Source organism: Rickettsiales endosymbiont of Peranema trichophorum (genome assembly GCF_004210275.1).
Lineage (GTDB): Bacteria > Pseudomonadota > Alphaproteobacteria > Rickettsiales > Midichloriaceae > RICK02.
This window is the reverse complement of the sequence record NZ_SCFA01000054.1, coordinates 1-12,612: the sequence shown is the minus strand read 5'-3', so window position 1 is coordinate 12,612 and position 12,612 is coordinate 1. Positions and strand designations below refer to the sequence as shown.

At 39.4% G+C, this 12,612-nt stretch carries 14 protein-coding genes; 9 read left to right on the top strand and 5 right to left on the bottom strand.

Annotated features, from left to right (window positions below; genetic code table 11):
- Nucleotides 1-295 precede the first annotated feature (295 nt).
- Together EDM53_RS02740 and EDM53_RS02735 are read left to right on the top strand one after the other, a co-directional pair.
- Nucleotides 296-739, top strand: a complete 444-nt coding sequence (locus tag EDM53_RS02740) for an EVE domain-containing protein (RefSeq protein ID WP_207215441.1) — start codon at nt 296-298, stop codon at nt 737-739.
- The gene (locus EDM53_RS02735; RefSeq protein ID WP_130122158.1) at nt 732-1,460 is read left to right on the top strand and encodes a DNA alkylation repair protein; all 729 of its coding nucleotides are present in this window, start codon (nt 732-734) and stop codon (nt 1,458-1,460) included. The genes EDM53_RS02740 and EDM53_RS02735 overlap by 8 nt, the downstream gene beginning before the upstream one ends.
- A 382-nt stretch (nt 1,461-1,842) precedes the next feature.
- On the opposite strand, the gene EDM53_RS06140 is transcribed toward EDM53_RS02735, so the two are convergent.
- The 5 genes from EDM53_RS06140 to EDM53_RS02715 all read right to left on the bottom strand — a co-directional run bounded on the left by EDM53_RS06140 (nt 1,843) and on the right by EDM53_RS02715 (nt 5,306).
- The gene (locus EDM53_RS06140; protein ID WP_165379583.1) at nt 1,843-1,995 is read right to left on the bottom strand and encodes a hypothetical protein; all 153 of its coding nucleotides are present in this window, start codon (nt 1,993-1,995) and stop codon (nt 1,843-1,845) included.
- Entirely contained in the window at nt 1,996-2,775 is a 780-nt protein-coding gene (locus EDM53_RS02730) for a class I SAM-dependent methyltransferase (RefSeq protein ID WP_130122157.1), read from the bottom strand.
- A gap of 251 nt (nt 2,776-3,026) precedes the next feature.
- Nucleotides 3,027-4,628 (bottom strand): phosphoethanolamine transferase, encoded by a 1,602-nt coding sequence (locus tag EDM53_RS02725; protein WP_130122156.1) that lies wholly within the window; start codon nt 4,626-4,628, stop codon nt 3,027-3,029.
- Nucleotides 4,629-4,803: 175 nt separating this feature from the next.
- On the bottom strand, nt 4,804-5,067 hold the full coding sequence (locus tag EDM53_RS02720) for a Txe/YoeB family addiction module toxin (RefSeq protein WP_130122155.1): 264 nt from the start codon (nt 5,065-5,067) through the stop codon (nt 4,804-4,806).
- Entirely contained in the window at nt 5,064-5,306 is a 243-nt protein-coding gene (locus EDM53_RS02715) for a type II toxin-antitoxin system Phd/YefM family antitoxin (protein ID WP_130122154.1), read from the bottom strand. The genes EDM53_RS02720 and EDM53_RS02715 overlap by 4 nt, the downstream gene beginning before the upstream one ends.
- A gap of 372 nt (nt 5,307-5,678) precedes the next feature.
- On the opposite strand from EDM53_RS02715, the gene EDM53_RS02710 reads away from it, so the two are divergent.
- The 7 genes from EDM53_RS02710 to EDM53_RS02675 all read left to right on the top strand — a co-directional run.
- Nucleotides 5,679-6,314, top strand: coding sequence for a superoxide dismutase (locus EDM53_RS02710; RefSeq protein WP_242507853.1), 636 nt, complete (start codon nt 5,679-5,681; stop codon nt 6,312-6,314).
- Nucleotides 6,315-6,340: 26 nt separating this feature from the next.
- Complete coding sequence (locus tag EDM53_RS02705) at nt 6,341-7,054, top strand: VirB8 family type IV secretion system protein (RefSeq protein WP_130122153.1); 714 nt, start codon at nt 6,341-6,343, stop codon at nt 7,052-7,054.
- Nucleotides 7,035-7,799 (top strand): TrbG/VirB9 family P-type conjugative transfer protein, encoded by a 765-nt coding sequence (locus EDM53_RS02700; RefSeq protein WP_165379582.1) that lies wholly within the window; start codon nt 7,035-7,037, stop codon nt 7,797-7,799. Before EDM53_RS02705 ends, EDM53_RS02700 begins: the two co-directional genes overlap by 20 nt.
- Nucleotides 7,800-7,808: 9 nt before the next feature.
- On the top strand, nt 7,809-9,200 hold the full coding sequence (locus tag EDM53_RS06335; RefSeq protein WP_207215438.1) for a TraB/TrbI/VirB10 family type IV secretion system protein: 1,392 nt from the start codon (nt 7,809-7,811) through the stop codon (nt 9,198-9,200).
- Nucleotides 9,197-10,186, top strand: coding sequence for a P-type DNA transfer ATPase VirB11 (gene virB11 / locus EDM53_RS02685; RefSeq protein ID WP_130122149.1), 990 nt, complete (start codon nt 9,197-9,199; stop codon nt 10,184-10,186). The genes EDM53_RS06335 and virB11 overlap by 4 nt, the downstream gene beginning before the upstream one ends.
- 20 nt (nt 10,187-10,206) lie before the next feature.
- Nucleotides 10,207-12,006, top strand: coding sequence for a type IV secretory system conjugative DNA transfer family protein (locus EDM53_RS02680; RefSeq protein WP_130122148.1), 1,800 nt, complete (start codon nt 10,207-10,209; stop codon nt 12,004-12,006).
- 161 nt (nt 12,007-12,167) lie between these two features.
- Nucleotides 12,168-12,612 (top strand): Rpn family recombination-promoting nuclease/putative transposase (locus EDM53_RS02675; protein WP_242507852.1); only part of this gene is annotated, 445 nt, incomplete at its 3' end.

Sequence of the window (12,612 nt, the reverse complement as noted above, 5' to 3'; positions counted from 1 at the left end):
CAAAAAATCAATTAATTATCATTACCAATTATACTTCATAACAAATATCTGCAAAACATTACGCGATTTACATAATACCTTACTTAACAACAACCGGACTAGCGATAGAGATTGATTCGAAAGCACCTCCACTTTGCCAACAATTTCACAGACAACTATTGTCCGAATTCTTTTTATTCCAATTAATTTGCGGACATGCACTAAAATGTGTTGAAATGGATAATCATTGACTCTTATAGTCAATGTACATATTTTAAGGAAGCTAACCGCAAAGTAATCGCACATAAATAAAGCAGTGAAGTTTTGGATTGGTGTCGCCTGTCAAGAGCATGTAGAAAACGGAGTTAAGCTAGGCATTTGCCAATTTTGCCACGGTAAATCTGCCCCTAGCAAACGCTTATCACGTCGTGATTTCCTCATTTATTATTCGTCTAAAATTACCATGACGGGAGCTGAGCTTTGTCAAAAATTTACTGCAATTGGCGAGGTCATTGACGATACATCATACCAGGTAGATATGGGAAGTGGATTCAAACCATTTAGGCGCGGTATCCGTTATTTTGAGGCAAAGCATACAGATATCAAACCGCTTGTGCCGTGTCTGCCCTTTATCAAAAATAAAAATTCATGGGGCTATGTTTTTCGCTATGGTTTTTTAGAAATCGACCAAGAATCATTTGAAATCATTGCGCATCACATGCTTGAATTTAATCCTTTATTAAGCGCCGGAAATGTCTAATCTTGTTGTGCTGAAAATCGTTGAAGAGATAAGAACTGAATGCGCTGCAAATATAACATTGGACCCTGTAGCCGCAAAAAGATTCTTTAAAGTATCGGAAGGCAGCTATGGGGCTGGTGATGCGTTTTTAGGCGTTACTGTACCTAATTTACGAAGAATTGCAAAAATATATAAGAATATTGAGCTAGAAGTCATCAAAGAGCTACTTCATTCCAAATATAACGAAGAGCGCTTATTAGCACTTCTGATACTGGTGCATCAATATCAAAAAGGTGACGTTAATCTTCAAGAAAAGATGTGTTCATTTTACATTAACAACCTTGATCGTGTTAATAATTGGAACCTTGTGGATAGCTCAGCTCACCATATTCTAGGGCATCATCTATGGGATAAGGACAGATCGATGCTCACTAAAATTGCAGCATCTGATGTGTTATGGGAGCGCAGAATAGCAATTGTGGCGACCTGGTACTTTATTCAAAAATCTGACTTAGAATGGACATTTAGGATCGCCAAGTTGTTGGGACATGATCTGCATGATCTGATCCATAAAGCTGTTGGCTGGATGCTCCGCGAAGCAGGCAAGAAAGATGAGGCTCAACTAATCTCTTTCCTTGCTGCTCATGGGAAACAAATGCCTAAGACCACGCTGCGCTACGCTATGGAGAGATTATCTAAGGAGCAGAAAGCGATTGCTACAACGTCATCTATATCAGCCTAATCTGCATCCCCATTACTGCAGATTCTTAAAGCATTCCAGCAGCAGTGGTAAGTTCAGAGTGGCTGTCCTGATGGAATTCACGCACTCACTTATACCAATTTTGCGGAATGTAAATACGTTGGAAGAACGTTAGAAGATCTTAGGGCCAAATCTCATTTTTAAATGATTCAAAACGGATTTTGTGAAACTCGGCTCTGGGCAGATATTTCAATACGCTTATGCAGCCTCATCCTCAAATCCATTTGCCTGATTTAATCTGAAATTTGGTATGAGATATGTTGGTGGGTCTGGATGGTGTTGAGACAAACATCCAGGCTCCTCTCCTTTGTCGTGCCCATCTCTCCTCCATCCTACGCCTCTCCTCCTTTGCCGCTTCTCTGCTCTACCATTCCGCTACTTCCTTGTTATGCCCGCTCCCTCCTTTGTGATGCCCGTGAAAACGGGCATCCATCTGCTTTTGCCAACAACTTAACATACTACTTTTGCCCGAATCCTTTTCATTCCAATTAATTTGCGGACGTACTCTTAGGGTCAATTAGCCTTGTTTTTTGCACGTAACTTGGTACCTATCTCCTTGGTGTTGCATGCCATATACTTTAATATCTTCTATGCCCCATTCTTTCGCGTTTTCTTCAAAAAAAGATGGTTCGATTTTTGATACAATACTACCAACACTTTTTCCACCGGGTGCAATAAAATGGGTAAATAACAAAGAGCCACCAGGTTTCGTCATTCTGACGGCTTCTTTTATTGCTTTTTTCATATCATCTTTCGTTAAATACATCGCCAGAGCTCCAAAACTTAATACATGATCGTAATAATTGTCTGGAATATTATTATGTTTTTGCGTCATATCCCATACAAAAAAATGATCAGCTTGTTTTGGGAAAGCTTTCTTCACCTGATCGATTGCATTTTCCGCAATATCTGATCCTCCCATTTCCAATTGATCATCGCCAATGTGATTTTCTATCACTTTTAGTGCTGCTCCTACCCCTACACCTAGCTCAAATATTTTGTGATGTTTATTAATTTGAGGGTGCATTTTCGAGATACCATCTAGCACCATTTCTTTAAATTGTTCTGCTGTTAAATAACCCCATGCTGAACCATGGTGCAAGTTCTCGGGATGGTGGTTTAAAGCTTCATTATTAAACCAACTTTTTATTTTATTCTTTTTTATGTAACTAAAATATATTCCATAAAAATAATCTTTTACTTGCTGTGATTTGAAATAATAGGCAGGCAAGCTTAACAAGCATAATGTGACTAAAATAAGTGTAGTGGCCTTGTTCAAACGTTTTGTCCTTGTCATATAAAAAACTTTTTGGAACCATTAAAGTGGTGCAATGTGAGTTGGCACTTTTGTACACGGGATTATTGTGAATTTTTTGCAGTCCGGCAACAGTTTTTATAGCTTTGATTAAGACTGTTTCTAAAACATGCATATACGGGCTTTAAAAACATTAGAATAATCAAAGCTTTTAATCTTTGCTTCCTTTGTAGCTAAGATGCCTTTATTTAGCCTTATATCTCTGTGATCAAGTATAATAAGAGTTATAAAGGTTATTGGCAAAGGTTTAGATGGGGCTCAAGTATATCAGAATGAACATCAACGCATCCAAGCAAGGAATGAAACAAATTATTATGCGAAACATTGTCTTTCTTTCTTAGCTGATTGTAATTGGCTTTGAACTCTTGTAAGTATTTTTCAGAAGCCCATGCGAACATCGCTATATCGTATTGCTCTGTTAATTCTTCTTCACCTTCGTAAGCATTACCAAAATAACCTTTTTCATATAAAGAATAGCCATGATCGGAAGCAAATAATAAGAATGCCTTCTGGTCTTCAAGACGATTAATAACTTGCTTTAACACCCAGTCGGAATAAAGAACTGAATTATGGTAAGAATTTAGTAATTCATTTCTTTCACAATTGCTGGGAGATTTAGAGTTGCAGGTAGGATGAAATTTTTTAAAAGCTTCAGGATACCGCTGATCAAATATCCAATGACTTCCCATCATGTGTAAAGTAATAAACAAGTTATTGCCTTGGTTATCCTTTAGAAACTGATCTAAATAGGGTAGCAAGTACTCATCATACACATTCTCTTCACCAGAGTCTCTTCTTATATCACTTCTTATAATTGTCTTGTCTGCTTCCATCGCGATAGAACCGTAGCTAAAATCATAAGTTCTAAATGCGCCTTGTGTCCCAATCCAAGCGGTTTTAAACCCTAGTTTTTTAAAGATTGATATAATGCTTGTTTCTGAAGTTGCTTGCTCCCAGTTTTTCGGGATTGCTCGTGTCATCATGTATGGAATAGACACTCTGGTAGAACTAGAACTAGAAGTGGCATTTTTAAAACTCACAAAATCTTTAAGTTGCATAAGGTGAGGAGCATTTTCATATGTAGTTTTTCCATTGGGGTAAAACATATCGCCACGTAAAGATTCTCCGATTACCATGACTACTACTATCGGGTCTTGACTTTTTCTTTTTAAATTAAACTTATACAGCTGCGAGATATCTTTTTTAGTTTTTACTTCTTGCTTGAAGATTCCATACTTTCTAAAGTATAAATCTAAATTATAAAAAACACTAAATGGCATATAAGCCTGACTTACCAGTCGAGTTGTATAGAATCCATATTTAGCATAATCATAGTACCCAGATAGTCCAAAAAGGATTATGATGGTAAGCGCTAAAGCTTTGCCTTTGGCTTGCATAAGCAGGTTAGTTCTATAACGACTTAGCAAGATTCCAAAGGATAAAGCAGCGATTAATCCAAGCACTAGCCTGACGCTTAAATATTCGCGAACCAAATCCCATTCTACGCCTATCATATCCTGCAAAACACCGATATCAAAGCTTTTGCCAAAATTTAATACATAGTAATCAGAAGCTGCACCAAAACAAAAAAAGACTGGAATAAAAACCAGGTAAAAATATCTAAAAACACTGAGTAATGAAAAGAATATCCAGTTTAGGAACAATGCGCCAACAACCTCAATAACAGCAACATAGAGCGTTTTGTCACTGCTATGAAAATTCAAACCAAGCACTGCACGATTATAAGCAACTGGCAAATGAAACAAAAGGGTATAAATCAATGATGTAAGCAATGCGTTACTTAAACCAGCTAGAATTTGTTCTTTTTTGAACATTGCAAATTTATAAAAATTTATAAAATTTTAAGCTCGACTATATCATAAATTTTTTGTAAACCACAGCACCAAATTAGCATCAAGAAAATAGCTAAACACTATCGCATACTCATAATTATGAGTAGGACCTTTGCTATGAGGAGTCAAATTAGCAGCATTTTATTGCAAGCACTTGTTACTGATAATGAGTCCACATCCTGAGTACTCTGATTATTCTATTTTTTTGATCTATGCTGTAAACAAGTCTATGTTGTACGTTGATCCGCCTAGAATAGAAGCCATCTAGATCTCCGATCAACTTTTCAAAGGGCGGGATTATCGTGAACGGATCGGCTTTCAGAACCGCGATTAATTCTTTACACTTGACTGCCAAATTAGAATTTTTGATTTTTTCTGCATCTTTTTGGGCTGCTTTTGAAAACATTACCTGATATGTCACAAATCCACGTCTTCTGAGTATTCTTCGAGGGGTTTGTTATTCATCTCAAGAATAGATTCCTTCAGTCCTGGAACAGACATAATGTGGATGGTTTCAACCATTGCTTCATAATCAGCTTTAGAAAGCAACACAGCCTCATTGCGCTTTCCAACTATATAAACCGGTTGATGAGTTTGGTTCGTTGAATCAACCAATTTAAATAGATCATGTCTTGCCTGACTTGTGGTATATATTTCCATAACTTTATCTTATACAGGATATCTCATGACCGTATAGTACTACTTGTTGTACTATATAATCAAGTATCTTTTATAAGGGATATCAGGAAGTCAGGAACAGGGGGTGCCAGAGCGGCATAGAGTTGCCCACAAGACCTTTGAGCATATTTATTGCCGTAGTATAAAAACCTGAATGCGCAAATTATCCAACGTTAGAATGCTTGACGCGACTTCTTTATCACAAGGAAGATATTGCCCTGTATCCAGTTAATTTAACGAAACTGTTTTTACCTCTTGCAAAAATTTTATAGGGCTATTAGAACTATTAAATAGTGGTTTAATTGCGTTCAGTAGTTAATTCAACTGCCGCTTAGATTCAGGAGTAATAGCAAAGTGTTAAAAGATTTTCAAAAGCAAAACGGCATCTTTATTTTGCCTGACTTGCCATATGAACAGTCCGCCCTGGAGCCTCATATCTCCGGACACACCATTTCGTTTCATTATGGTAAGCACCATCAGTCATATGTATCCAACCTTAATACGCTGATACGCGACAGCAATTATTGTGATATGGCTTTGAAGGATATCATTACTGATACATATAACAGGCCTGACAAAGTCTCTGTGTACAACAACGCTGCTCAAGTTTGGAATCATACGTTTTTTTGGCATTCGATGAAAAAAAATGGTGGCGGCAGCCCATCTGGAGAGTTGGCTGCACTGATAGCTCAAGGTTTTGGAGACTTTGAGACTTTTGTCGCACGTTTCAAAGAGGCTGCTCTCTCGCAGTTTGGAAGCGGTTGGGCATGGTTGGTACTGGATTCTCAAAACGCACTGCAGATAATCAAGACAAGCAATGCAGACTTACCTCTTGTCCTTGGTTATAAGGCTCTTCTGACAGTTGACGTATGGGAGCACTCTTACTATCTTGATTACCAAAATAAGAGAGCGGATTATTTAACTGTTTTCATTGAAAAATTGATAAATTGGTCATTTGCTGAGGGGAATTTAAAAGCTGGAAAGGAATAACTAGTACAAGATGATAAGGGGGAGGGATGTTAAGATTTTTAAGCGGTATCATAGGTCGTATTAAAAAAGCAGAAGAGGTTCAGCACGACCTAGAGTCTGTGCGGAACTGGTATTCTGATAGATACGAGAGTGTACTGATTCAACGAAATGTTCTTGTGTTTGTCATGACTGTTGCGATTATCACCATCGCAGCTTCTGTTTTAGTGATCAGATATGTCAAAAGTGGGAGGACAGTTGAACCATTTGTCATAGAGATAGAGCCAAAAACTGGCGTCCCAACTGTTGTCGATCCTTTGACGATCAGAGCGTATTCTTCAAACGATGCGATCAAACGGTATTTTGTTATGAAATACATTCGTGCAAGAGAAGAATACTCTCGAGCGGCATACGATACGAATTACTACACTGTTGTAAGAGTTCTTTCATCCGATAACGTATACTACGGGGATTACAGACCCAAATTTACATCGTCTAACCCCAACAGTCCCTATAACCAATTTGGTGAAATTGGCACAAGAAAAGTGTTGCTGAAGTCAATCATTTTTCCTACAGAGCACTCTGCACAGGTTCGTATATCACTTGAAGCAACAGGTGGGCAAAATGCAGGACATACTGATAAAATAGTCTTCATACAATTTGCCTTTAGGGATCTTAGTATGAACGATGATGAAAGGCTCATCAATCCTTTGGGATTTGTGGTGGATTTGTATAGAATTGAAGATGAAAGAATGGGAGGGTAAACAGGTGTATAATTTGACCAAGACATTGCTATTATCGATATTAGTATCGGTATCTCTAGGATCTATCTGCAATCACGTAAGAGCAGAAACACCACTTGCGATTGATAGCAGAATTAAGACTTTTGTGTACAGTGAAAATGAAATTTTTAGGATCATTTTACACTACGGATACCAAACGAGCATAGAATTTGCAAACGGGGAAGAAGTGCAGACCATATCGGTTGGCAATAGTTTTGCGTGGCAGCTTAATCCTGTGGGTAGGCGGTTATTTATCAAGCCTCTCGAAGAAAACATTGCAACAAATATGACGATCATAACGAACCTGAGAACGTATCAATTTGAGTTGCAATCTAAGGATTTATCTAACTCAGTTGATGAAGAGTTAGTCTTTGTGATCAGATTCTTTTATCCAGACGATGAAGAAGACCAAGTGACACCTTTACCAAAGGATAAGACAGAAGTCGATCAAAAGACTTTGCCTGTGATTCAGCCATTTAATTTTAATTATAAGTTTACAAACGTTGGCAGCTTGCAAATTACTAAAGTATTTGACGACGGTATTAACACCTTTTTTGAACTTGGTCCAAAAGTACAAAGACCGCTACACTTCTTTATAAGAAACGGTAGTGATGACGTGGAAGTGATTCCAAAACAGAAAGGCAAATACGTTGTATTCAGTAAAATTGCCAAGGAGTGGAAAATTACATCTAACAAAGATGTGGTCAGCATACATAACAATAGTTAATGTACCATTATGCAAAATGAACAGGAAAAAGGGGTAGTAGACGTTAATGTAAGCAATACTACTACGTCACTGGAAGATAAAAGAGATAGTGCTTCTACTGACTCTGTAGGCAGTAGCAAAAGCAATTCGGGTTTTTCGGTTGTAGCTACTTCTCCAAAACGCAACAAGGTGATGTTACTACTCGTAATATCTTGCGGAATAGCTGCGATGTATTACGTGCTCTTTAGTGGTCCTCCTAGTTCTAAGGACCTTGCAGCAAAGAGACGTGAGGAGATTATAGCTTCAAAGGAAAAAGATAAATCTGTGTCCTCACTACCTCAAAACACTGACATTCAAAAGCCTACTGAGGTATCTATCAAACCCCCTGAGGCTCCACCTTTGAATGAGCCTGTAGCGCCGCCACCACCTCCGCCACCGCCACCTCCTCCTCCACAACTTGCACCAAGCCCTGCTGTTCCTTTAAGCTCGGTAATACAACAAGTGAGCAGTAGTCTGATGGAAGGTAAAGAGAATAAAGGTATGAGCGATGCGGAGAGACAAAAGTTAGAAGCTAGAAGGAAAGCAAATATTATTGTCACAGGTGGTGGTGCTGGTGGTATGAAAAGTCTCAAGGCACAAGCATCTGGGACAGCGCAAGACTCGACTGGTACCAAAAGAAACAACGTAGAATTTATGGGTTTTGGAGATGGTACACTAGATGACGTTTCTATGGCTAAGAGTGCTGCAGTACAAGTAAGCGCCACAAAAGTGGGAAACTTGAACAAGATGGTGGCTCAAGGCAAAATCATCTCAGGTGTTCTTGAAACAGCGATTAATACAGATCTACCAGGAGATCTGAGAGCGATCATTTCAAGAGACGTATACGCAGAAGCTGGAAAAGATGTGTTGATACCAAAAGGCTCAAGAATATTTGGTACGTATGACTCATCTGTCAAAGATGGTCAAACCAGGGTCAGTATTATATGGCACAGAGTATTGAGGCCAGATGGTATCGATATTGCCGTAGACTCTGCAGGTACAGATCAGTTAGGTAGAGCGGGTGTGTCAGGTATACTTGATAACAAGTTTTGGACCAGAATTGGCACAGCTTTTCTTGTATCATATGTCGTACCTATAGCAGCCAACAGAATAGGGAACGTTAAGGGTAACCAAACCAATACCACTACTGTCACACAGGGAGCAGCTGGAACTACTACTACATCTTCTGGCACGGTAAGTGCCCAACAGGCACAGGAAAGCTCTAAGAAATTCTCGGATATCGTTAAAGATGCTGTCACGTCTGCTTTTCCCGTTAATCCAACGATTAGAGTACCACAAGGTACAAAAATTACGATTTTAGTACAAAAAGACTTGGTATTTGCCATACCATATACTGGAAATACTACGCGGGTACTTAAATGAGCTTAACGGCACTAGAAACATATTTAGAGCCCTTAAAGAACATATTTGGCGAAGATGGTGTGAATGAGATCTCCATTAATAGGCCTCTGGAGGCTTGGGTAGAGAAACTAGGTGATATTAGATATGAAAATATGCCTGTCCTAGATTTTCAGCACCTACATGGCTTAGCATTGCTCGTTGCACAATCAACTGAACAGAAGATTAGCGAAGAGAATCCACTGTTATCTGCAACTTTACCAAATGGATACAGGATACAGATAGTGATTCCTCCAGCGTGTGAACCTGGAACTATAGGTATGTCAATCCGTAAACCGTCTGTGCTTAAGATGAATTTGAACGACTACGAAAAATTTGGTGCCTTTGACAGTACGGCGATTGATGAGGTTCAGGACGAAAGCAATAAAAAGCTTCTATCGCTTTTGGAGCAGAAAAAGATGAAAGAGTTTTTGGAGTTAGCGGTGATATCTAGAAAAAACATCATCATAAGTGGAGGAACATCAACCGGAAAGACGACATTTGCTAATGCGATGCTAAAAGCCATACCAAACGATGAAAGATTAATTACATGTGAGGATGCCAGGGAGATTGAAATAGAGGAAAAGCCAAATAGACTGCACCTATTAGCTTCCAAGGGTGGACAGGGGCGTGCTAAAGTGACAATACAAGATTTAATTGAGGCCTGTTTGCGCTTAAGACCTGACAGAATCATAGTCGGGGAGCTTAGAGGTAGTGAAGCATTTAGCTTTCTTCGCGCAATTAATACTGGCCACCCTGGTTCAATCTCGACAATTCATGCTGATACCCCGTTAATGGCTATAGAACAGTTAAAGCTAATGGTAATGCAGGCAGGACTAGGGATGCCACCGAGCGAAATTAAAGACTACATTATGCATGTAGTTGATATTGTAGTGCAATTAAAGCGTGGAGCAAAGGGCAAGAGATACATTTCCGAGGTATATTTCCGTCAGGCTCATAATCAACAGTAGCGCTAGTATAATTAAATTTTATGGAAAGATTAGTTTTTTTTGTCAAAAATTTCATAGTTTCTGTCTTAGCGATTGTTTTTATTTCGCTACTTGTCATTCAAACGTCTAGCGCTTTATTTTGTATATCGCAATACGGTACCGGTGCGTTAGATATTGATTTCATCATGTCGACTGGACCACTCATTGCTGTATACAACAACTATGCCTGGTGGTTTCACAATATTGGCACCATACGCATCGACTACAATAATTATTTAATTGCAAAACTGTTAGCGTGCACTACTTTACCTGGCTTGCTAACGATTTGGTTGATATGGAAGTACAGGCACCAGATTTACGAGCATAGACCGTTCAAACCTGATGAATCTTTGCATGGAGACGCAAGATGGGCTACGGAAGCGGATATTGCAAAAGCTGGGTTGCGTTCCAAGAGGGGTATGATGATAGGACGTGACGATGAGGGTTATCTGATAGCAGACGGTTACCAACACGCACTTTTGTTTGCACCAACAGGATCTGGAAAGGGTGTTGGGTTCGTAATACCAAATCTTCTATTTTGGGAGGACTCGGTATTTGTGCACGACATTAAGCTTGAGAACTTCATGGCAACTAGTGGTTGGCGTGCCAAAATGGGTCAGAAGGTATTTTGTTGGAGCCCTGCCGATCCAGATGGAATCACGCACTGTTATAATCCGATAGATTGGGTGAGTAAAAAGTCTGGTCAAATGGTGGATGATGTTCAAAAGATAGCAAACTTAATAATGCCGGAGAAGGAGTTTTGGAATAACGAAGCAAGGGCACTGTTTGTTGGAGTGGTATTGTATCTCATCGCTGCACCTGACAAGATCAAGTCGTTTGGAGAAGTCGTTAGAACAATGCGTAGCGATGATGTGGTATACAATTTAGCGGTAGTCTTGGATACCATGGGGAACGACATCCACCCTGTAGCATATATGAACATCGCTGCATTTCTACAAAAAGCGGACAAGGAGAGATCTGGTGTTGTTTCAACGATGAACTCTAACTTGGAGTTATGGTCGAACCCTTTGATTGACACTGCTACAGCTTACAGTGATTTTAATATACTAGAGTTTAAAAAAGTCAAAACAACTGTATACGTTGGATTAACACCTGACAACATCAAAAGGTTGCAACCTTTGATGCAGGTTTTTTACCAACAGGCCACGGAGTTTTTATCAAGAAAGCTGCCAACTGATGATGAACCATATGGTGTGCTTTTTCTTATGGATGAGTTTCCAACGTTGGGTAAAATGGAACAATTCATGACTGGAATTGCATTTTTTAGGGGATATAACGTGCGTTTGTTTCTGGTCGTACAGGATACGGAGCAGCTAAAGGGAATATATGAGGAGTCTGGGATGAACTCCTTTTTATCTAACTCAACGTATCGGATTACTTTTGCAGCAAACAACGTAGAAACTGCCAATCTTATTTCACAGTTGATAGGCAATAAAACTGTTGATCAGGTTTCTGCCAACCAACCAAAGTACCTGGACTTCAACCCAGCTTCTAGATCATTGAACGTTTCCAAAACGCAGCGAGCACTACTTTTGCCACAAGAAGTGATTACCCTTCCTAGGGACGAGCAGATTCTTTTAATAGAGTCTTGTCCGCCTATAAAGTCTAAGAAGATAGTACATTTTAAGGACAATTTCTTCAAGAAGCGTCTGCTTCCAGCCATCGAGGTACCTCAACAGGACCCATACGATCCAGTAAAAGCAAAGGCATCGATCACTTCAAAGAAGCCTCCTAAAGAAGAAGCTGCAGAGCAAGGAGAGCAAGCTGACCAAGAAGCGTGAGAAGCGGCAGGAATGATGTCCTATAGCATTTAGGCCCTAGACTATACTCTAGGCCCTCTAGTGATCATCATACGAAATCAAGCCAAGGCACACAACAGCCATTGCAAGGAGTGACGTATGATGTATAATGTCATTACATAGAAACACACAGTGATGACAAGGTGAAGCAAAAAGCAAGCAAAACAAAGCGGCTCAAGTACGACGACGTGTACATGATCAATCCTCTCATTGACGTCGCCTTTAAGAAGATTTTTGGGGTTGAGGCCAATTCTGACATACTGATATCATTGCTAAACTCTATAGTATCTGAGGAAGATCAGATAAGCGAAATAGAGATATTGAATCCGTACAACGAAAGAAACTTTAAGAAAGATAAGCTATCTATTTTAGATGTTAAGGCGAGGAACAAGCATACTGGGACGTACTTTTTGGTAGAGATGCAGCTGGCAGATGAGCTGGACTATCACAAGAGAGGGTTGTATGGTTGGGCAAGAGTGTACTCTAATCAGATAGGAGCAAGAGGGAGGTATAGAGATCTGAAGAGAACGATAGCGATACATATATTGAACTTTACAGCAATAGACTATGAGAAGGAGAAGGGGTGGA